16 protein-coding genes are annotated in these 21,598 nt (G+C 68.8%); 12 read left to right on the top strand and 4 right to left on the bottom strand.

What is annotated here, in order from left to right; translation table 11 throughout:
- Positions 1-98: 98 nt before the first annotated feature.
- Positions 99-4,151, top strand: coding sequence for an IPTL-CTERM sorting domain-containing protein (locus AC07OD_RS03380; protein WP_494595156.1), 4,053 nt, complete (start codon positions 99-101; stop codon positions 4,149-4,151).
- A gap of 9 nt (positions 4,152-4,160) precedes the next feature.
- Here AC07OD_RS03380 and AC07OD_RS03375 read toward each other — a convergent pair whose 3' ends face one another.
- The 4 genes from AC07OD_RS03375 to AC07OD_RS03360 form a co-directional block, all read right to left on the bottom strand.
- The gene (locus AC07OD_RS03375; protein ID WP_218295367.1) at positions 4,161-5,999 is read right to left on the bottom strand and encodes a gamma-glutamyltransferase family protein; all 1,839 of its coding nucleotides are present in this window, start codon (positions 5,997-5,999) and stop codon (positions 4,161-4,163) included.
- A gap of 157 nt (positions 6,000-6,156) precedes the next feature.
- Positions 6,157-7,689 (bottom strand): alkaline phosphatase D family protein, encoded by a 1,533-nt coding sequence (locus tag AC07OD_RS03370; RefSeq protein ID WP_494595154.1) that lies wholly within the window; start codon positions 7,687-7,689, stop codon positions 6,157-6,159.
- 204 nt (positions 7,690-7,893) lie between these two features.
- The gene (locus AC07OD_RS03365) at positions 7,894-9,441 is read right to left on the bottom strand and encodes a GGDEF domain-containing protein (RefSeq protein WP_494595152.1); all 1,548 of its coding nucleotides are present in this window, start codon (positions 9,439-9,441) and stop codon (positions 7,894-7,896) included.
- A gap of 106 nt (positions 9,442-9,547) precedes the next feature.
- The gene (locus tag AC07OD_RS03360; RefSeq protein ID WP_218295364.1) at positions 9,548-10,522 is read right to left on the bottom strand and encodes an NADPH:quinone oxidoreductase family protein; all 975 of its coding nucleotides are present in this window, start codon (positions 10,520-10,522) and stop codon (positions 9,548-9,550) included.
- A 146-nt stretch (positions 10,523-10,668) separates the two neighbouring features.
- Here AC07OD_RS03360 and surE point away from each other — a divergent pair, with 146 nt between their 5' ends.
- From surE to ispG, 11 genes are all read left to right on the top strand, one after another.
- A complete protein-coding gene (surE, locus tag AC07OD_RS03355; protein WP_218295363.1) occupies positions 10,669-11,457 on the top strand; it encodes a 5'/3'-nucleotidase SurE in 789 nt (262 codons plus the stop codon).
- Positions 11,457-12,224: a protein-L-isoaspartate(D-aspartate) O-methyltransferase gene (locus AC07OD_RS03350; RefSeq protein WP_492244018.1), complete on the top strand. Its 768-nt coding sequence runs from the start codon at positions 11,457-11,459 to the stop codon at positions 12,222-12,224. The genes surE and AC07OD_RS03350 overlap by 1 nt, the downstream gene beginning before the upstream one ends.
- A gap of 12 nt (positions 12,225-12,236) precedes the next feature.
- On the top strand, positions 12,237-13,157 hold the full coding sequence (locus AC07OD_RS03345) for a peptidoglycan DD-metalloendopeptidase family protein (RefSeq protein WP_218295361.1): 921 nt from the start codon (positions 12,237-12,239) through the stop codon (positions 13,155-13,157).
- 38 nt (positions 13,158-13,195) lie between these two features.
- A complete protein-coding gene (locus tag AC07OD_RS03340; protein ID WP_492807499.1) occupies positions 13,196-14,203 on the top strand; it encodes an RluA family pseudouridine synthase in 1,008 nt (335 codons plus the stop codon).
- 147 nt (positions 14,204-14,350) lie between these two features.
- Complete coding sequence (gene scpB / locus AC07OD_RS03335) at positions 14,351-15,103, top strand: SMC-Scp complex subunit ScpB (protein ID WP_494595149.1); 753 nt, start codon at positions 14,351-14,353, stop codon at positions 15,101-15,103.
- On the top strand, positions 15,103-16,704 hold the full coding sequence (locus AC07OD_RS03330; RefSeq protein ID WP_494595147.1) for a pseudouridine synthase: 1,602 nt from the start codon (positions 15,103-15,105) through the stop codon (positions 16,702-16,704). Before scpB ends, AC07OD_RS03330 begins: the two co-directional genes overlap by 1 nt.
- Positions 16,705-16,796: 92 nt before the next feature.
- Positions 16,797-17,222 (top strand): nucleoside-diphosphate kinase, encoded by a 426-nt coding sequence (gene ndk / locus AC07OD_RS03325; protein WP_008905954.1) that lies wholly within the window; start codon positions 16,797-16,799, stop codon positions 17,220-17,222.
- Between the two features lie 87 nt (positions 17,223-17,309).
- A complete protein-coding gene (gene rlmN, locus AC07OD_RS03320) occupies positions 17,310-18,434 on the top strand; it encodes a dual-specificity RNA methyltransferase RlmN (RefSeq protein WP_494595145.1) in 1,125 nt (374 codons plus the stop codon).
- A 36-nt stretch (positions 18,435-18,470) separates the two neighbouring features.
- The gene (gene pilW, locus AC07OD_RS03315; protein ID WP_218295357.1) at positions 18,471-19,304 is read left to right on the top strand and encodes a type IV pilus biogenesis/stability protein PilW; all 834 of its coding nucleotides are present in this window, start codon (positions 18,471-18,473) and stop codon (positions 19,302-19,304) included.
- Entirely contained in the window at positions 19,297-20,208 is a 912-nt protein-coding gene (locus AC07OD_RS03310; RefSeq protein WP_494595144.1) for a helix-turn-helix domain-containing protein, read from the top strand. The genes pilW and AC07OD_RS03310 overlap by 8 nt, the downstream gene beginning before the upstream one ends.
- A gap of 20 nt (positions 20,209-20,228) precedes the next feature.
- Positions 20,229-21,488 (top strand): flavodoxin-dependent (E)-4-hydroxy-3-methylbut-2-enyl-diphosphate synthase, encoded by a 1,260-nt coding sequence (ispG, locus tag AC07OD_RS03305; RefSeq protein ID WP_494595585.1) that lies wholly within the window; start codon positions 20,229-20,231, stop codon positions 21,486-21,488.
- Positions 21,489-21,598 lie beyond the last annotated feature (110 nt).

Here is a 21,598-nt window from a genome sequence, read left to right as displayed (position 1 = left end):
CGGCTGAAGGGGGAGGGGATATGGGCGGTTGGAAGGCGGGGTTGCGGATGCGCCGGTGGGTGCTGGGTTGTCTGCTGGCGTGTGCCTGCGGAGGGGCGGTGGCCGATGACCCGGAACCCGGCTTCACCAATTACGCGCAGCTGGCCTCCATCGCGGTGGGCGGTGTCGCCGCGGTTTACCCGCTGGGGGATCTTACCGACGACCCGCTGCGGGTGGCGGTGCCGGGCATCCGCATCGGCCATTGCGCGCCGCAGAGCATCGCGGTGCGGGCCTGGCAGCCCAACTACCAGCCCTATACCGTGCGGGCCCTGGGGCAGACGCTCCACCTGTTCGGCGGCGAGACGGAGGGCGCGCTGTCCGTCCCCCTGGCGTTTGGCGCCAACACGGTGGAGCTGGCGGTGGAGCGGCCCCTGTCGTTCGACTACACCGCCAGGGCCTTCTACACGCTGCAGATCGAGCGCGAGGGGCCGGGCGCCAACGCCGAGCTGGCCGCCCTGGCGCTGTCGGCGGGCATGCTCTCCCCGCCGTTCGATCCGGCCACGCACAGCTACAGCGCCACCGTGCGCGACCGGTCCGTGGCGGTGGTCGCCACGGCGGCGGACTGCCCCGGTCTCACGGTCAACGGCCAGCCGGTGGCCAGCGGCAGCGCATCGCCGGCCATCCCGCTGGCCCTGGGCGCGAACACGGTGACGGTGCAGTCCGTGGCTCAGGACGGCACCACCCGCACCTTCGATCTGGCCATCACGCGGCTGGCCAGCGCCAGCGCCGACCTGGACAGCCTCGCCCTGTCCGGCGCCGCGCTCAGTCCGGCCTTCGACAGCGCCGTGACGGGCTACAGCGCCACGGTGCCCTATGCCACCACGGCGGTGTCGCTCACGGCGTCGCCAGCTGCATCCACCGCCACCCTCACCGTCAACGGGGCGTCCTTGGCGGCGGGCGTGCCGCATTCCGTGGCGCTGCAGGCGGGGGCCGCCACGGCGATCGCCGTCGGCGTGCAGTCGGAGGACGGCTTGGCCACCAGGACCTACACCGTGACCGTGGCCCGCGCCGCGCCCGACACCAACGCCCGGCTGGCGGCGCTGGCCCTGTCGGCGGGCACGCCGAGCCCGGCGTTCGATCCGGACGTGATGCTCTACACCGCATCGGTGGCCGGCACCGTCAGCGCGGTGACCGTCACGCCCACCCCCGCCTTCGCCGGGGCGTCGGTCACGGTCAACGGCGCGCCCGTGGCGGCCGGGGGCGGTGTGAGCGTGCCGCTCGCGCCCGGCACCAACACCATCGCCGTGCGGGCCACGGCGCAGGACGGCGCCACGCAGCGCACGTACACGCTGCGCGTGGTGCGTGCCAGTCTCGTGAACAGCGCCAGGCTGCTGGGGCTGGCGCTGTCCAGCGGCACGCCCTGGCCGTCGTTCCATCCCGCAATCGCCGCCTACACCGTGCGGGCCGCCAGCGATGCCTCCACGCTCACGGTCACGCCCACGGCGGAGGATGCGACGGCCACCATCCTCGTCCATGGTGGTCCGGTGGTGCCGGGAGAGGCCTCGGCGCCGATTCCCCTGCAGCCCGGCCACAACGCCATCACCATCCAGGTCACCAGCACCGACGGCCTGCAGACCGGCAGCTACACGCTGGATGTGCTGCGCGGACGCACCGACGCGGCGCTGGCCGGGCTGACGCTGTCGGGCGGCAGCCTCAGCCCCGCGTTCGACCCGGACGTGCTGGCCTACAGCGCCAGCGTGCCTTTCGTGATGGCCTCCGTGCGGGTGGGGCTGGCGCTGCCCGATGCCGAGGCCACGGCCCGCGTCGGCGGGCAGATGCTGCGCAGCGGCCATGCCGCCACCGTGGCGCTGGCGCCGGGGCCCAACACCGTGCCGGTGCAGGTCACGTCCAGCGACGGCATGGTGCAGCGCACCTACCTGGTTTCCATCACGCGCCAGGCGCCGCAGGCGGTGCCGCTCGCGCACAACCCGACGGCCTTCGCCGCGCCGCTGTCGTTGCCGCTGGAGGGCACGCAGGCCGTGACGCTCGCGGTGGGCGACGTGGATGGCGATGGGCATGTGGACATCGCCGCGGTGAGCCTGGTCCGGCGGGACATCGCGCTTCTCGCGGGCCGGGGCGATGGCACCTTCGCCGCCGCGCAGTGGTCGCCGGTGGGGTTGGGCGACGGTTTCCTGCTGGCACTGGGCGACTTCCAGGGCGACGGCTGGCTGGACGCGATGGCGGTGGATGGCAGCCACGCCCAGCTGGCCTCGGGCCTGGGCGATGGGCGCTTCAGTGCGCTGTCGCCCCCGCTGGCCTGGCCGCCCGCGGCGGCCGCGGGCGTCGCGGCGCTGGACGTGGACGGCGATGGCCGCCCCGATCTCGTGTCGCCCGGCGCGAACGGCGCTGCCGTGCAGCGCGGCCTGGGCGGCGGCCGCTTCGCGGACGCGCAGCCGGTGGGGAGCCTGGGCTGGGTGCGGTACGTCGTCGGCGGGGACTTCAATGGCGATGGGCGGATCGACCTGGTACTGGCCAGCGGCGACGGTGCGCTGCAACTGCTGCCGGGCCTGCCCCTGGGCGGTTTCGGCGCGCCTTTCGACGGGACGCTGGGCGTGCCCATGGGCGGGGCGGTTCCGCGCGTGGGCGACCTCGACGGCGACGGGCGCGATGACCTCGTCGTCGCCGTGTCGGTGAACGGCGTGAGCACGGTGTTCGTGCTGCGGGGCCGCCCGGACGGCAGCTTCGAGAACCCCGTGCGCTTCGCCAGCGGCCTGGGGCCCATGATCGGCCAGGAGGTACCGCAGGACGTGGTGGTGGGCGATTTCAACGGCGACGGCCATCCCGACGTCGCCGTGCTCAACGGCAACGGCGGCGCCTTCAATGTCGCCATCCTGGCGGGGCAGGGCGATGGCAGCCTGGCGGCGCCGCAGCTGCATTACGTTCCGTGGCTGCCCTCGCGCATGGCGATGGCCGACCTCGACGGCGACGGCAAGCCCGACCTGGTGATGAACGCGCTGTCGAACCGGGGGGAGGGGCTGAGGGTGCTGCGCAACACCGCGCCCGACCTGGCCCAGGTGGTGCCGTCCAGCGGCACGCTGAGCCCGGCGTTCTCGGGCGCCGTCACCGCCTATGCCGTGCAGTTGCCCGTGGGCGGCCCGGACTTCACGCTCACGCCCTGGCTGGCCTTCGGCACCGCCGAGGTGCGCGTCAACGGCGTGCCGGTGGCCAGCGGCAGCGCATCGGCGCCCGTCGCGGTGCCCGCCGGCGGCAGCGCGGTCGTCACGGTGAGCGTGCTGGCGCGCGATGGCGGCACGGCCACCTACACCTTCTCCGCCACGCGCCCCGTGCCCAGCGCGAATGCCCTGCTGGGCGCGCTCACGCTGTCCGCGGGCAGCCTGGGCCCGGCGTTCGATGCCGGCACCCTGCAGTACACGGCGAGCGTGGACCACGCGGTGGCGTCCATCACGCTGACGCCCCTGGCGGCCGAGGCCACGGCCAGCGTGCGGGTCAACGGCGCGCTGGTGGCGCGCGGCAGCGCGTCGGCGCCCATCGCGCTGGCCGTGGGCGACAACCCGGTCACGGTGCTGGTCACGGCGCAGAGCGGTGCCACGCTGTCGTACGTGGTGCGCGTGGTGCGTCCGGCCGCCGCCACCCAGTTCACGGGCGAGGGGCCGGGCGGCGCCGTCACGGCGGGTTTTTCGGGCGGCGGGGCCGGCTGCGGCTTTGCCGCCAGCAGGTTCGTTCCCGCCGCCAGCGTGGCGCCGGCGGCGCCCACGGGCGTGGCCTTTCCGCACGGGCTGTTCGATTTCGCCACCGCCGGGTGCGCGGCAGGGGCCACGCTGCACTTCACCATCACCTATCCCGCGCCGCTGCCGCCCGGCACGCGCTATTGGAAGTGGGGCCCCACGCCCGGCAACGCGGCTGCGCACTGGTACGAGCTGCCCGCCACCATCAGCGGAAACACGGTGCGGTTCAGCATCACCGATGGGGGCCTGGGCGACGATGACTTTGCCCTGGGGCCCAACGGTGCGGTGCACGATGCGGGAGGCCCCGGCGTGCCCATGGTGTCGGGCGCGACGGCCGTGCCCACGCTGTCGCCCTGGGCCCTGCTGCTGCTGGCGGCCGGTGTGGCGGCCCTGGCGGGGGCCGGCCGGCGGCGCGCGGCACGGTGAGCGCGGGGCTCAGTCCCCCATCACCACGCCCTCGCGCCGCGGGTCGGCGCCGCCCATCCAGAGCTTCTTGCCGTGGGCGTTGCCCAGGGTGATGGCCTGCAGGCCGCTGGTCATGTTCATCTCGCGCACCTCGGCGCCGCGTGCGCGCAGGGCCTCCACCGTGGCGGGCGGGAAGCGCTTTTCCTCCAGCAGCGTGGGCCCGTTCATGGAGCCGAAGTTGGGCAGGTTGATGGCCTGCTGGGGCATCAGGCCCCAGTGGAAGACGCCGTAGAGCGTCTTGGCCGTGTAGTGGATGATGGCCGCGCCGCCGGGGCTGCCGCCGCTCATCAGCAACTCGCCGGTGGCCTTGTCGAACACCAGCGTGGGCGCCATGGACGAGCGCGGACGCTTGCCGGGCTGCACGCGGTTGGCGATGGGCTGGCCCTGGGCATCGGCGGGCGCGAAGCTGAAGTCGGTGAGCTCGTTGTTGAGCAAAAAGCCCTTGACCATTTGCCGCGCGCCGAACTGGTCTTCGATGGTGGTGGTCATGGCCACCGCGTTGCCGAACGCGTCGACGATGCTGATGTGGCTGGTGCCGTACTCGGGCTGGTCGGGCATGGGCGCGTAGCTGGCCTTCACCGCGCCGGGGTTGCCGGGCTGCGCGACCTTCATGCTCTGTGCGCCGATGAGCTTGGCGCGTTCGGCCAGGTAGGCGGGGGCGAGCAGGCTGCTCCAGCTGCCGGCGGGAGGCTGCACGAAGTCCGGGTCGGCCACGTACTGCGCGCGGTCGGCAAAGGCCAGGCGCGCGGCCTCGGTGTACAGGTGCAGCCAGTCGGCCGAGGGGATACCGTCCTGCAGCGGCTTGGCGGCCGCGTCGGTGTTCTTGAGGATGCCCAGGATCTGCCCGATGGCGATGGCGCCTGAGCTGGGCGGCGGAAAGCCGCAGACGCGGAAGTCCTTGCTGGCGACCTGGTAGTCGTGGCACAGCGCCTCGCGCTTTTTGGGCTGGTAGCCGGCCAGGTCGGCCAGGCTGAGCTTGCCGGGGTTGGTGGGGTGCTTTTGCACCTTGTCGACGATGGCCTGGGCGATCTCGCCCTCGTGCAGGGCCTTGCTGCCTTCGGCGGCGATGCGGCGCAGCACCGCGGCCAGTTCGGGGTTGCGCAGGTTCACGCCCACATCGCGGGCATCGCCATCGGCTTTGTAGAAGTAGGCGGCGGCCACCGGGTCCTTTTTGAGGTGCGGGTCCGCCGCCACCAGGGTGTTAAGCCGTGCGCTGATTTTGAAGCCGCCCTCGGCCAGGGTGATGGCGGGCTGGAACAGTGTGGCCCAGGGCAGTTTGCCGTGCTGCTTGTGTGCCAGCTCCAGCATGCGCACGGTGCCGGGCACGCCGACCGAGCGGCCGCCCACCACGCCGTCGTAAAACGGCACGGGTTTGCCGTCGGCGCCGAGGAAGAGTTTTTCGTCGGCGGCGGCGGGCGCGGTCTCGCGCCCGTCATAGGCCTCCACCACCTTGCCGCTGCTGTGCAGCAGGAAGGCGCCGCCGCCGATGCCGCTGGACTGCGGCTCGACCAGGGTCAGCACCATCTGCACCGCGATGGCCGCGTCCACGGCCGAGCCCCCGGCCTTGAGGATCTGGTAGCCCGCGTCGGTGGCCAGCGGGTTGGCGGCGGCCACGGCGAATTTCTCGGTGGCCCAGCCGGGTTTTTCGGTGTAGCCCGAGGAGCCTTCGGGCTGGGCCGGCACGGTGTAGGCGAACGGCGAGGGGGCGCTGGCGCAGCCGGCCAGCAGTGCGGCGAGCGCGGCGCAGGTGATCAGGCCAGGGCGCAAGCTGCGGGGGGATGCCGGGGCCGGCGAGACGATGGGGGACATGGGCTTCTCCTTCGTGGCAAGCAAGAAGCGGCCATCGTACGGTGCCCAGCCTGCGCGGGGGCTTGGCGTTACATTGCGCTACAGGCGCACGGTTTGAGGTATTTTGCGGTCCTGTCGCTTTCTGGATAAGCGCTGAAAGCTATCAAAAAATGAGCGTTCACGCCGGCACGGGCCCCGCGCGGCCGTCCTGAACCACGAACCGGGCCAGGGTGCTGGCGCCGCTGTCCGCGCGCATCGGGTCGTCCACCGCGCGCAGGGTGGTGGTCCAGCGCTCGGGCGTGATGTCCGCCAGGCCGTAGCCGCGCAGGTCGCAGCGGGCCAGCAGCACGTGGGGGTTGTGCCGCGCCACGGCGTCCACCTTGTCCTGCGTGGTGCCCGAGCGCGAGCTGATGGAGGTGCCGCAGAACTCGCTGGCGATGACGGGCGAGCCGGGGCGGTCCGCGTCGGCGTGCACGCGGCACACGTAGTTCTGGTGGATGTCGCCGCCCAGCAGTACGGTGTTGCGGGGCGCGTGGCGGGCCACCGATTGCAGCAGGCGTGCGCGGCCTGCGGGGTAGCCGTCCCAGCTGTCGGTGGACACCATGCCCGAGGGGTAGTGGCGCGGCGAGAACAGCGTCTGCTGCGCGACCACGCTCCAGCGCGTGGTGTCGCGGGTGGCCGCGTCGCTGGCCAGGCCGGCGTCGAGCCACTGCTCCTGCGCCGCGCCCAGAAAGCTGCGGGCGGGGTCGCCCAGGTCGGCGCACTGGCCGCCGCGCACTGCGCCTGCGCTGGCGGATTCCGGTGTGCGGCAGGCCTGCCAGGTGCGGTACTGGCGGCCGTCCAGCAGGTGGATGTGGGCCAGCCGGCCCCAGCGCAGCCGGCGGTAGACCTGCAGTGCGTCCCACCGGGTGTCGGGGAAGGGCCGGTTCAGGCTGGCCGCGCGCAGCGGCATGTTCTCGTAGAAGGCCTGCCATGCGGCGCCACGCATCGCCGCAAAGCCGGTGGCGTCGCCCCGGCCCGCTCCGGCGGCGTAGTCGTTCTGCACCTCGTGGTCGTCCCAGGTCACGGCCCAGGGGCAGGCGGCGTGGGCGGCCTGCAGGGCCGGGTCGCTCTTGTGCAGCGCGTACCGGTCTCGGTAGTCGGCCAGCGTGGTGGCCAGCTGGAGGCTGTGGGTGCGCGCCAGGTCGGCCGTGTTCCTGGGCGTGGCGTACTCGTAGATGTAGTCGCCCAGGAACAGCACCAGGTCGGGCTGGTCGGCCGCCAGGTGGCGCCATGCGGCGTAGTGGCCGTGCTCCCAGCGCTGGCAGGAGGCAAATCCCACGCGCAACGCGCCAGGCAGGTCGCCCGGTGCGGGGGCCGTGCGCGTGCGGCCCACCGTGCTCACCGCATCGCCCAGCATGAAACGGTAGTGGTACCAACGGTCCGGGGCCAGGCCGCGCAGCTCCACATGCACGCTGTGGCCGAGCTGCGGCAGGGCAGGCGCCTCGCCCTTTTGCACGATCTTCGCAAAGCGCGCATCGTGCGCCACCTCCCACCGCACGGTGTGGGCGGCCTGCACCTGCGCCGCATCGGCCAGCACCAGCCGCGTCCACAGCACCACGCCGTCGGGCGCCGGGTCTCCACTGGCCACGCCCAGCGCGAACGGATTGGCGTGCAGCGACGGCGGGTTGCTCCAAGCCCAATGGGGCAGGCTGGTGGCAGCGGCAGCCATGGCTGCGCGCCGCAGAAAGGACCGTCTTTGCTCTGGGGGCACTGCAGGGTGCGCCTTAGTGCGCTGCGCTCAAAACTGGCGCAGCCCAGGCCAGCGGCCGCCGCGCAAGGGCCGCCAAGCTGCGGACGCGGCGCTTCGCTTGCGTGCGCTGGCGGCGTCCCCCTCCGGGGGAAGGTGCCGAAGGCGACACAGAGGGGCTTCCTTTCATGCCGCCATCACGCGGTTCTTGCCCGAGCGCTTGGCCAGGTACATGGCCTGGTCGGCGCGGCGGATGGTGTCCGCGCTGTCTTCGCTGTCGTGCAGCTGGGCGACCCCGGCGCTGAAGGTGATGAGCACCTTCTCGGAGCCCTGCAGGAAGAAGCGTGTCGTGAGCTCCCGCTGCAGCCGCGTCATGGCGGCCACGCCGCTTTCCACGGGGGTGTCCGGCAGCACCAGCACGAATTCCTCGCCGCCGTAGCGCGCCAGCAGATCCTGGGGGCGCATGACCTCGCGCGTGACCTGCGCCAGGTGCACCAGCGCCGCATCGCCGCCGGAATGCCCCAGTCGGTCGTTGATGGTCTTGAAGTTGTCCACGTCGAGCAGCGAGAGGCACAGCGGAGACCCCAGGCGGCGCGCACGCGCGATTTCGCGCTCGATGGCCTCGTCCAGGCCCTTGCGGTTGAGCGAGCCGGTGAGCGGGTCGTGCCGGGCCTGCTGGCTGGCGCGGTCGAGCTCTTCCTGCAGCTTGGCCACTTCGGCGCGCTTGGCTTCGGTGCGCTCGCGCAGCTCATGGAGCTCGTCGTGCGTGACGCGGCTGTCCAGCGCCATCGCGCGGGTGGCGGTCATCACCTCGTGCAGCACGGGGGCGATCTCCTCCAGCGTGTTGGCCTTGCCGATCAGGTCGGCGCACCGTGCCATCGTGCCCTGGTAGGTGGTGCTGGACGCCGTGATCCGGGCCAGCCGTTCGATGAACGTGGCCAGCATGTCCTTCATCTGCTCCTGGGCCTCGACCGTGCGGGCCTTGGCCTCGGCCTGCTTGAAGATCACGTCCTTGAGCCGGCGCTGCACGTCGTCCAGCCGGCGCAGCGTGAGCGGCGGCGTGGACGCGGCCATGAGCGCCTCGGCCTGGCCGTGCAGCCAGCGGTCTTCCAGGCTGAGCACGGCGATGTTCTCGAACACCATGTGCAGCAGCTCCAGCAGGCTGGCGCGGATGGAGGCCTGCTCCTCGGTGGCGAACGACAGCCTGTAGGTGAAGTTGCCCAGCATGAGCTGCACCGTGGAGATGGGGGGCGCGGGCTCCTTCAGGAAGGTGATGAGCTGCTGCGCCATGTCGATCACGCGGGCATCGTCTTCACCAAGCGCGGGCAGCGTGTTGTCGATGAGGCGCGCCAGCATCTGCGCAAACTCGTCCGGCAGGATGCCTGGCGAGGCAGTGGCCGTGGCCCCGGGGGCCGGCTCCACCGGCGCCGATGCCGCCGTGGCGGGGTTCAGGCCCAGGTTGGCGTAGCCCACCAGCACACTTTGTAGCGAAGTCCAGTCTTTGTTGTTGACGGCGCGTTCGAATTGGCCCAGCAGGCGCTTCTGTGCGGGCGTCTGCCCCGGCAGCACCCTCAGGATGTGCTGCAGGGGGCCTTCGGGAAATGGCTGCGGGCTGCGGACTCCTGCGATCTCGTCATACAGCGCCAGATAGTTGTCGGGCGTCGGGGGAAGGCGCCGGGTGGCCAGCTGCTTGAGCGTCTCGCGCGCGATTTCGGAAGGTGGTCGGTCGGCCATGTGCGGACACCAGTGTCAGGGAGAAGCAGGATGAGCGAGTGTGACACAGCGGCCGGATTCCCGGGGCCTGGATGAAGCCGGGCGGCGCGCCCGGCGGGCCACAGGCTCAGTTCACCATCACCAGCTTGCCCATCACGCCCCGCGAACCCATGTGCGCATAGGCGGCGGGCAGCTCCGCCATGGGCATGGTGCGGTCGATCACGGGCTTGATCTTGCCCTGGGCATACCACTGCGCCAGCTCGCCCATCATGGCGGCATTGGCCTTGGGTTCGCGCTTGGCGAAGTCGCCCCAGAACACGCCCACGATGGAGGCACCCTTGAGCAGCGCCAGGTTGAAGGGCAGGGCCGGGATGGGGCCGGAGGCAAACCCCACGACCAGGTAGCGGCCGCGCCAGGCGATGGAGCGGAACGCGGGCTCGGCAAAGTCGCCGCCCACCGGGTCGTAGATCACGTCCGGGCCCTTGCCGTCGGTGAGCGCCTTGATGGACTCGCGCAGGTTGTCCTTGCTGTAGTTGATGGTGGCGTCCGCCCCGATGGAGGTGCACAGCGTGCATTTCTCGTCGGTGGAGGCGGCAGCGATCACGCGTGCGCCCATGGCCTTGGCGATCTGGATGGCCGAGGTGCCCACGCCGCCGGCGGCGCCGAGCACCAGCACCGTTTCGCCGGCCTTGAGCTGGGCGCGGTCCACCAGCGCGTGGTACGACGTGGCGTAGATCATGATGAAGGCTGCAGCATCCACGTGCGAGAAGCCATCGGGCAGGGGCATGCACAGTGCCGCGGGCGCGATCGTGTGGGTGCCGAAACCGCCCGTGCCCGACAGGCAGGCCACGTTCTGGCCCACTTTCAGATGCGTCACGCCGTCGCCCACGGCGGCCACGACGCCCGCGTATTCAGAGCCGGGCACGAAGGGCAGTGGCGGCTTCATCTGGTATTTGTTCTGCACGATGAGCAGGTCGGGGAAGTTCAGGCTGGCTGCCTTGATCTCGATGAGCACCTCGCCCGCCTTGGGCGTGGGCGTGGGCAGTTCGGTCCAGGCCAGGGCGTCGACGCCGACGGGGTTGGTGCAAAGCCAAGCGTGCATGGGAAAAGTCTCCTGTCAATGTGGGACGCATGATAGGCGGGGCCTGCCGGGGCGCGATGTCCCACGAGCGACGGCTTGCGCCTGCGTTGCGCAGGGCAGGGCCCCGGGCACGCCACCTACAATCCGTTGCAACCCCTTCTGCAACCATGAAAATTCTGATTTCCAACGACGACGGCTACCAGGCTCCCGGCATCGTGGCGCTGCACGATGCGCTCAAGACCCTCGACGGGGTGGAGGTCGAGGTGGTCGCGCCAGAGCACAACAACAGCGCCAAGTCCAATGCGCTCACCCTGCATTCGCCGCTGTACGTGCACCAGGCGCACAACGGCTTCCGCTACGTGAACGGCACGCCCGCCGACTGTGTGCACATCGCCCTCACCGGCCTGCTGGGCTACCGGCCCGACCTGGTGGTGTCGGGCATCAACAACGGCGCCAACATGGGCGACGACACCATCTATTCCGGCACCGTGGGCGCGGCGATGGAGGGCTATCTGTTCGGCATCCCCGCCATTGCCTTCTCGCAGGTGGACAAGGGCTGGGGCGAGATCGAGGCGGCCGCGGCCAAGGCGCGCGAGATCGTCGCGCAGATGCGGGCCCAGCGTCTCGTGACAGAGACCCCATGGCTGCTGAATGTGAACATTCCCAACATGCCGCTGGAGGCGCTGCAGCCCCTCAAGCTGTGCCGGTTGGGGCGCCGCCACGCGGCCGAGCGGGTGATCGTGCAGGAAAGCCCCCGGGGCGAGGCGATGTACTGGATCGGCAGCGCGGGGGCCGCCAAGGACGATGCGGAAGGCACGGATTTTCATGCCACGGCGCAAGGCCACGTGTCGATCACGCCGCTGAAGGTGGACCTGACGGACCACGACAACCTGGGCTACTGGGCACAGACCGCGTCCCGCCTTGTGGCAGGCGTGGCCGGGGCGCCGGGACCGTGATGCAGCGCCGCCCCGGATTCCCTGCCAGGTTGCCAGGATCTGGACCTTCTCCCGCCAGGCCCGCCCCGGTCGCTCCGCCCGCGCGCCAGCCGGCGGCGGCGCCGGTGGGGGTGGGGCTGGATTCGGCGGCGGTGCGCGCGCGCATGGTGCACAAGCTGGCGGCCGGAGGCATCACGTCGCCGGCGGTGCTGCACGCCATGGGCACCGTGGAGCGCCATCGTTTTGTCGACAGCGCGCTGGTCAACCAGGCGTATGAGGACACCAGCCTGCCGATTGGCCTTGGGCAGACCATTTCCAAGCCGAACGTCGTGGCCCGCATGTGCGAGCTGCTGCTGGGCGCCGAAGGCGCGCGCGCGGGCGGATTGGGACGTGTGCTGGAGATCGGCACGGGCTGCGGCTACCAGGCGGCCGTGCTGAGCCACCTGGCGCGCGAGGTCTATACCCTGGAGCGCCTGCGGGGCCTGCACGACAAGGCGCGCCACAACCTGCGCCCGTTTCGCCTGGCCAATGTCCACTTGCTGTTCGGGGACGGCATGCTGGGCTACGCCAAGGGCGCGCCTTACGCGGCCATCATCGCCGCCGCGGGCGGGGATGCCGTGCCGCAGGCGTGGTGCGACCAGCTGGCGGTCGGAGGGCGGCTGGTGGCGCCCATGGCGGTGGCAGGCGGGCAGCAGATGTTGCTGGTGATCGACAAAACCCCGCACGGATTGAAACAAAACGTGCTCGAGCCCGTACATTTTGTCCCCCTAAAATCGGGGATTGCCTGAAGGGAAATGCTTATGTTCGTATCGCGTGGTCTTGTGGTTGGGTTTACCGTGGCGCTGGCGGGGCTTGCGCTCACCGGTTGCGGCACCCGGCTGAACAAGGCTCCTGTGGAAGACCGGGGCACATCCTCCTCGTCCTCCGCGCCTCCGCCAGCGGCCCAGCCCGGCGTGGTGGTGGGGACACCCCTCAAGCCGCTGCCCGGCGCGGAAAATGCTGGAAAACCAGGCTACTACACGGTCAAGCCGGGAGATACCCTCATTCGCATCGGCCTGGAGTCGGGCCAGAGCTGGAAAGACATTGCGCGCTGGAACAACCTCGAGAACGCGAATCTGATCGAAGTGGGCCAGGTGCTGCGCGTGGCGCCGCCCGCGCCCGCCTCGCAGGCCGTGGCCGCCGACAGCGGCGTGGTCACCCGCCCGGTGACCTCCTCGACGGTGACGCCCGCCAATCCCGCCAGTGCGGCCGTGCCCCCGGCCAGCGCGGCCAAGCCCGCCACCTCGGCGGCCTCCGGCCCCGTGGTGGCCGTCGCGCCGGCAACGCCGACACCGTCGTCGGGCGCCGCGGAAGACGACATGGCATTCATCTGGCCCGCTCCGGGCTCGCTGATCGCCGGGTTCGACGAGGCGCGCAACAAGGGATACGACATTGCTGGCAAGGCGGGAGACCCCGTCCTGGCCGCCGCCGACGGCCGCGTGGTGTATGCGGGCGCGGGGCTGCGCGGATACGGCAACCTGGTCATCCTCAAGCACAACAACACCTTTCTGACGGCGTACGCGCACAACCAGACCCTGCTCGTCAAGGAGGACCAGTCCGTGCGCAAGGGGCAGAAAATTGCCGAGATGGGCAGCACCGACGCCGACCGCGTCAAGCTGCACTTTGAAATCCGCCGGCAAGGCAAGCCCGTCGACCCGTCGCGCTACCTGCCTGCACGTTGATTTCCGCCGTGGCTTCGCCGCCAATGGGCGCAACGGGCATGGCGCGGGAGCCGGCCGGGGCAGCGGATGAGCTGCTGGCCGACGAGTCGGAAGGGCTGGCGGACGAGTCCGGGAGCGAGCTTCGCTCCATGCACATCGGGGCCGGACAGCATGGCGTGCGGCTGGACCGGGCGCTGGTCGATCTGGTGCCCGAGTTTTCCCGCAGCTACCTGCAGCAACTGCTGGCGCAGGGGCTGGTGAGCCTCAATGGCAAGCCGCTTCCCAAGGCGGCAGCGCGCGTGAAGGCGGGCGATCAGGTGGTGCTGGAAATGCGGCCCACGCTGCAGAGCCAGGCCTTCCGGCCTGAGTCCATGTCCATCGACGTGGTGTTCGAGGATGCACATCTGCTGGTGGTGAACAAGCCCGCCGGCCTGGTGGTGCACCCCGCGCCGGGGAACTGGAGCGGCACCTTGCTCAACGGCCTGCTCGCCCGCGACGAAAAGGCGCTGACCGTGCCGCGCGCGGGCATCGTGCACCGGCTCGACAAGGACACCAGCGGGCTGATGGTCGTTGCCCGCGACCGCGCCACCATGGACGCGCTGGTCGCATTGATTGCCGGGCGCAAGGTGCAGCGGCAGTACGTGGCCATGGCCCACGGCGCATGGTCGGGTCCCAAGATCCGCACGGTGGACGCTCCCATTGGCCGGGATCCGCGCAACCGCCTGCGCATGGCGGTCGTCGACCTGGCGACCCATGCGGGCAAGCTTGCGCGCACCGACATCCGGTGGCTCGCTGGCGTGGACGAGGGCTGCTGGGTGCAATGCACCCTGCATACGGGCCGCACGCACCAGATCCGCGTGCACATGGCGTCCTTGCGGCATCCGTTGGTGGGGGATGGCCTGTATGGCGGCGCGCCGGTCGGCAGCCTGCAGCGGCAGGCGCTGCATGCCTACCGCCTGGCCTTCTCGCACCCGGTGACCGGCGAGGCGCTGGAATTCCGGGCGCCGGTGCCGCAGGACATCTGCCAGGCCCTCTCGTCATGGGGGCTGGGCTACAATGCGCCCTGACGGCCAGACTGGCCCCAGCCCGAAGACGGAATCCCGCCGGGCTCTTGCGTCGCGCCAGCACCCTTGCACAGCGCGCCATTGATTGCCCCCTGCTGTTGATGTGACACCCGTTGCAACGCGTGGCACTTTTCCAGGAATCGCTGAACCATGAACACGGTGGATGCCAAAAGGGTCCTCGAAACTGCGTTGATCTGCGCGCAGCAGCCTGTGCCTTTGCGCGAGCTGCGGGTGCTGTTCCATGACGCGCTGGGGTCGGACACGCTCAAGGTATTGCTGCAGGAGCTGCAGCTGGAATGGACGCAGCGTGGCGTGGAGCTGGTTCAGGTGGCCACGGGCTGGCGTTTCCAGAGCCGGCCCGAGATGCGCGAGTACCTCGACCGGCTGCACCCCGAAAAGCCGCCGCGCTATTCGAGGGCCACCATGGAAACCTTGGCGATCATTGCGTATCGCCAGCCGGTGACGCGGGGTGATATCGAGGACATCCGGGGGGTGACGGTCAACAGCCTGATCGTCAAGCAGCTGGAAGACAGGGGCTGGGTCGAGGTCATCGGCCACCGGGAAACGGTGGGGCGTCCGGCGCTGTTTGCGACCACGCGGCAGTTTCTGGATGACATGGGGCTGCAGTCGCTGGACCAGTTGCCGGTGCTGGATGACCCCACCGGCAATGCCAATGTCCTGGAGGCCATGGCCGCTGCCGCCCAAGGGGTGATAGAGCCGGAGCCCGAACCGGCAGCGGAGCTGGTCGCTGCGCCATCGGAGCCCGGCCCAGGCCAACAGCCGCCAGAACCGGGCGCGGCGCCGGATGCGGTGCTGCCCGTGGAAGACTTTTTTCAGAATGCGGAGACGGATCTCCGCGACGACGATGCCGATACCCCGGGTGGTATCCAGGGAAATATTTGATGAACGATTCGACCCCCGAAATGCCGGCTGATCTGCCGGAGGCTGCGCCTGCGCAGGCGGCTGCGGCGCCGAAGAAACCTGCTGCCAAGCGCGCCCCGCGCAAGAAGGCGGTGCCGGTGGCTGTGGTTGCCGAGGAGCAAAGTGCTGCTGGCGACGCCATCGCTTCGGCGGCCCCCGAGGCCGTTTCTGAGGTGGAGCCCGTGACAGCTGCGGAGTTGCCGCCCGAGGCGCTCTCCTCGTCGCAGGTGGTTGCAGGGCCCGAGGCCGAGGCTGCGGCGGCGCATGCGGAAGGCTCTGAGTCTGTGGGCCAGCCAGGGCAGGGCGGCCGCAGGAACCAGGGCCAGCCCGGCGGCAGGCCGCCCCAACGCCCCGAAGGTGCCGGGCGCGACAGGCGCAAGGCGGCGCCGGCGGTGGATGGCTATCAGTTCGAGGATGTGGTGTCGGGCCGCTTCGATGAGGATGATGCGTCGGCCGACGCCGTTCCCGCCAAGCGCGTATTGCTGCCCCAGGTGGAAACGCCCAAGCTTCACAAGGTGCTGGCCCAGGCGGGGCTGGGGTCGCGGCTGGAGATGGAGCAGCTCATCCTGGAAGGGCGCATCTCCGTGAACAACGAGCCTGCCCATATCGGACAGCGCATCCAGTTCGGAGACCAGGTCAAGGTCAACGGCAAGCCCATCCGCTACCGGATCGACCCGCCGCCCGCGCGCGTGATCGCGTACCACAAGCCGGTGGGCGAAGTGGTGACCCATGACGACCCCCAGAACCGGCCCACCGTCTTTCGCAAGCTGCCCCGGCTCATGCAGGGCAAGTGGCAGTCTGTCGGGCGCCTGGATCTGAACACCGAAGGCCTGCTGCTGTTCACCAGTTCCGGCGAACTTGCCAACAAGCTCATGCACCCGCGTTTTGGCTTGGAGCGCGAGTACGCCGTGCGGGTGCTGGGCGCCTTGAGCAACGAAGAAAAGCAGAAGCTGCTGGATGGCGTGCGCCTGGACGATGGCATGGCATCCTTTGGGTCGATCGAGGATGGCGGCGGCGAAGGCTCCAACTGCTGGTACCGGGTCACCATTTCCGAAGGGCGCAACCGCGAGGTGCGCCGGATGCTGGAGTCTGTGGGACATGCGGTCAGCCGGCTGATCCGTATCCGGTACGGCGCCATGGTGCTGCCGCGCGGGCTCAAGCGCGGCGCCTGGCTGGAACTCGATGAGAGTGACATCCGCGCCCTGGTCCAGGCCGCCGGTGCCGGACGGCCGGAGGCTCCGGCCGAAGGCCGGTTGGAAGAGGGGCCTGGTGCGGGCGGGCGCGGCGGCAACAAGCGCAACCGGGGGCGCAACGGGCCCCGCGTGGGCGACGGCCCGCGCCGCGACATGTCGCAGGGGGCGCCGGGCGGCCCCCGTGGCCAGAAACCCCGCCGTGACAATGGACAACAAGGTCAGGCCCGCGGCAACAATGCCGGCGGCGGTGACCGCCAGCGCGGGGCGGCACAGCCGGATCCGATGAAGACCTCGGTGGGCTATATCGGCATGGACAGCCTCTCGCGGCACCGCCAGGACAAGCGGCGCCCCGGCGGAGGCGGCCCTCGCCGCGGGGGCGGTGGGCGCTGAGCGCACGCTGCGCCGGTCTGCCCGGTTAGAATCGAGGGCTTTGTCCAGTGGGCAAACGAATTACAGCAACATCATCCATTCAGGAAATCAACATGGCAATCGAACGCACCCTCTCCATCATCAAGCCCGACGCAGTGGCCAAGAATGTCATCGGTCAGATCTATGCACGCTTTGAAGCTGCCGGCCTCAAGGTCGTGGCTGCACGCATGGCCCACCTGTCGCGCCTGGAAGCCGAGCAGTTCTACGCCGTGCACAAGGAGCGTCCTTTCTTCAAGGACCTGGTGGACTTCATGATCTCCGGCCCCGTGATGATCCAGGCCCTGGAAGGTGAAAACGCGATTCTGAAGAACCGCGAACTCATGGGCGCCACGGACCCCAAGAAGGCAGAAGCCGGCACCATCCGCGCCGACTTCGCTGACAGCATCGATGCCAATGCAGTGCATGGTTCCGACGCAGCTGAAACCGCCCAGGCAGAAGTGGCCTTCTTCTTCCCCGGCCTGAACATCTACTCGCGCTGATATGGTGCTCCCCATGCCTGTTCCCGCAATCGTGGGACACCTGCGCCATGGGGACGACCGCGCTCGGCCCGTCACTGGGAGGGCGCGATGACCACCACCAACCTGCTGGAATTTGACCTCGACGGCCTGGCTGCTTTCTGCCAGCAACTGGGCGAAAAGCGGTTTCGCGCCACCCAGCTGTTTCGCTGGATCCACCAGCGCGGCGCCAGTGAGTTTGACGCCATGAGCGATCTGGCCAAGGCCCTGCGCGACAAGCTCAGGGGTTGCGCCCGCGTCGAGGCCTTGCCAGTCATCTCAGAGCATGTTTCCTCGGACGGCACGGTGAAGTGGCTGTTCGACGTGGGGGATGGCAATGCGGTGGAAGCCGTCTTCATTCCTGAGGATGACCGCGGAACGCTGTGTATTTCCTCCCAGGCCGGCTGTGCCGTGGGGTGCCGCTTTTGCTCCACGGGGCATCAGGGTTTCAGCAGGAATCTGACCACGGGCGAGATCGTCGCGCAGTTGTGGTTTGCAGAGCATTCCTTGCGCAAACGCCTCAAGTCCGAAGATCGGGTGATCTCGAACGTCGTGATGATGGGGATGGGCGAGCCACTGCAGAACTACTCGGCGCTCGTACCCGCCTTGCGCGTCATGCTCGATGACCATGGGTATGGTCTGTCGCGGCGGCGGGTGACGGTATCCACGTCGGGCGTGGTCCCCATGATGGACCGCCTCTCGCAGGATTGCCCGGTGGCCCTGGCCGTGTCTTTGCATGCGCCCAACGATCCGCTGCGGGACAATCTGGTACCGCTCAATCGCAAGTATCCGATCGAAGAGCTGCTGGAGGCCTGCAACCGCTATCTGGCGCACGCACCGCGTGATTTCATCACTTTTGAATACTGCATGCTTGATGGCGTCAATGACCAGCTGGAGCATGCGCAGCAGCTGATCGAACTGGTCAAGCCCGCCCGCGGCGCAGGGGTGCGCTGCAAATTCAATCTCATTCCCTTCAATCCATTTCCCGCATCGGGGCTGTTGCGATCTGCGCAAAATCAGGTGGTTGCATTTGCGAAGGTCCTGAGCGATGCAGGTATTGTCACAACGGTGCGCAAGACCCGGGGAGATGATATCGACGCGGCCTGTGGCCAGCTCGCGGGAGATGTCAAGGATCGCACACGGGCCGCCGAGCGCATGGCAAAGCAGCGGACAATCGTGCTCAAACCGGTGACTTGATCAGCAAGCAATCGGCATACTTCAAGGAGGCTCTACATGGTGGGATTGGTTGGAAGCTGGCAGCAACTTGGCCGCTGGACACTCACGGCATGTGGCGTGCTCGCATGCATGTCCGTACTGCAGGGGTGTGCGACCAACAACAGCATGTCCACCGTGGATACCAATGCGGGATTGGTCACTCCGTCCGATGAGCCTGAAACGCGGCGCCGTGCCCGCATCCGCCTGGAGCTTGCATCCAACTATTTCGAGAACGGCCAGACGGCCGTGGCGCTTGATGAGGTTAAGCAGGCGCTGGCGGCCGATCCCACGTATTCCGACGCCTTCAACCTGCGCGGCCTCATCTACATGCGGCTGAACGATTTTGCGCAGGCGGACGACAGTTTTCGCAGGGCGCTGGCGCTCAGGGGGAACGATCCCAACCTGTTGCACAACTACGGCTGGTTGCTCTGCCAGCAGCAGAAGTACGCAGAAGCGGACCAGCAATTCGGGCGGGCGCTGGCCAATCCTTCCTACACCGCGCGCAGCAAGACACTCATGGCACGCGGGCTTTGCCAGTCGGGGGCCGGTCAGTTCGCCGAAGCCGAGCAGTCACTGCTCAAGGCCTATGAACTGGATGCCGCCAACCCCGTGGTGGGTTACCACCTGGCTGCGCTTTTGTTGCGGCGCAACGAGCTGACCCGCGCCCAGTTCTATATCCGGCGGCTGAACAACAGCCAGTTTGCCAACTCCGAATCGCTGTGGCTCGGAATCAAGGTGGAGCGTGGCCTGGGTGACTCCGTGGCCATGAAGCAGCTGGCGGAACAGTTGCGCAAGCGTTTCCCGGATTCGCGGGAACTGGGGGCATACGAGCGTGGGGCTTTCAATGAGTGAGGTTCTGGAGAGTGGTGGAATGACAGCGGGTGGATTGCTCAGGGAAGCGCGGCAGGCATCCGGCATGCACATTGCCGCCTTGGCCGTGGCGCTGAAGGTGCCGGTCAGCAAGCTGGAGGCGCTGGAGGCCGACAACTACGAGGCGCTGCCTGATACGGTGTTTGTGCGGGCGCTGGCATCCAGCATCTGCAGGACACTCAAGCTCGATCCTGCGCCCGTCCTGTCGCTGTTGCCGCAAAGCAAGAGTCCGCGTCTGGCCACGGACAGCGCCGGTCTCAATGCACCCGTGAAGGGCGGTTCTGGCAAGTCGTCTTCGTCCTCGGGGTCCTTTTCGGGATCCACTTCGCGGTCCGTCACGTTGGTGGTGCTGGCGCTGCTGGTGGGAGCTCTCGTCCTTGTTTTCTTTCCCCGCCAGCAGGACGGGGCGACGAGCACGACAGGCGCAGTGCAGGCACCTGCCCCGGTGACGGCCGCTCCTTCGGTCATCGCGGAACCTCAGGCCAGCCCCGCACCCACAGAAGTATCGAGTGCCGCGACCGGCGTTGCCGAGCGCAAGCCGGAGAGCCCCGCGCCAGTTGCGGCGGGGCGCCCCGATGCAGCCGCGCCCGCGGCTGCCAATGGTGTTGCATCGGCCCCGGTGGCGGCCGCCAGCGCAGCCGCCCCCCCCGCAGGTGCGCTGGTGCTGCGCGCGCGCAGTGAATCCTGGGTGCAGGTGCGGGACTCCGCAGGCGCGGTAGCGCTGCAGCGCAATCTGGTCGCGGGCGAGTCGGTGTCGGTCGCCGGGTCGATGCCTTTGGCGGTTGTCATCGGACGCGCGGACGTGACGGAGGTCTTCGTGCGCGGAAAGCCTTTCGACCTGACGACTGTGTCGCGTGAAAACGTTGCTCGCTTCGAGGTGAAATAGTGGAACAGGTATCTGGTGATATGGGGCCCATTGCGATTGCATCCCCTTTGCCTCGGCGCTCACGCCAAGCCAGGATCGTGTGGGGATCCCGTGTCGTGACGGTGGGCGGCGATGCGCCCGTGCGCGTGCAATCCATGACAAATACCGATACGGTGGACGCCATCGGCACGGCCATACAGGTCAAGGAGCTGGCGCAGGCGGGTTCGGAGTTCGTGCGGATTACCGTGAATACCCCCGAGGCCGCGGCGGCGGTGCCCTATATCCGGGAACAACTGGACCGGATGGGGGAAAGTGTGCCGCTCGTGGGGGACTTTCACTACAACGGGCACCGGCTGCTCACGGATTTTCCCGATTGCGCACAGGCGCTGTCCAAGTACCGCATCAATCCGGGCAATGTCGGCAAGGGTGACAAGAGGGACCGGCAGTTTGGCCAGATGATCGATGCCGCCATGCGGTGGAACAAGGCGGTGCGCATCGGGGTGAATTGGGGCAGTCTCGATCAGGATCTGCTGGTGAACCTGATGGACGCCAACAGCCGCCGGTCCTCGCCCTGGGAGGCGCGCCAGGTCATGTATGAGGCGCTCATCACGTCGGCCATCGAGTCCGCTCGCCGGGCCGAGCAGATGGGGCTGGATGGCAATCAGATCATCCTGTCGTGCAAGGTCAGTGGCGTGCAGGATCTGATTTCCGTCTATCGTGAGCTCGCACGCCGCTGCGACTATGCGCTGCATCTGGGGCTGACGGAAGCGGGCATGGGAACCAAGGGCACGGTGGCGTCGGCAGCCGCGCTGTCAGTTCTGCTGCAAGAAGGCATCGGCGATACCATTCGCGTGTCCCTGACGCCCCAGCCCGGGGAGGCGCGCACGCAGGAGGTGGTGGTCGCCTCCGAGATATTGCAGGCGTTGGGTCTGCGTATGTTTGTCCCCAGCGTCACGGCATGCCCGGGCTGTGGCCGCACCACAAGCACGACCTTTCAGGACCTGGCCAAGCAGATCGACGATTTTCTGCGTGCCCAGATGCCCGTATGGCGGGTTCGTTATCCCGGCGTCGAGAATCTGCGCGTCGCCGTGATGGGGTGCATCGTCAACGGTCCTGGCGAAAGCAAGCACGCAGACATCGGCATCAGCCTGCCCGGTACGGGTGAGGCGCCTGCGGCCCCTGTGTTCATTGATGGCGAAAAGGCCCTGACTCTGCGCGGCGAGAACATTGCCAATGAGTTCCATCAGATCGTCGAGCAGTACATTGAAAAGCGTTTCGGTGCCGCGGTTCCCGCCGCCTGACCCGCTGCATCCGCGCCGACAGCCCTTGCTCAGCCCCCGCAGTGGGGCCGCAAGGAAGCTCTCTCAAAATAATTGGATAAGAAAAGAACAGCTGTGAGTAACGAAAAAAG

Source organism: Acidovorax sp. GW821-FHT10E03 (genome assembly GCF_059415205.1).
Note: the sequence above shows the minus strand (reverse complement) of the source record. Positions and strands in the feature narration are given on the sequence as shown.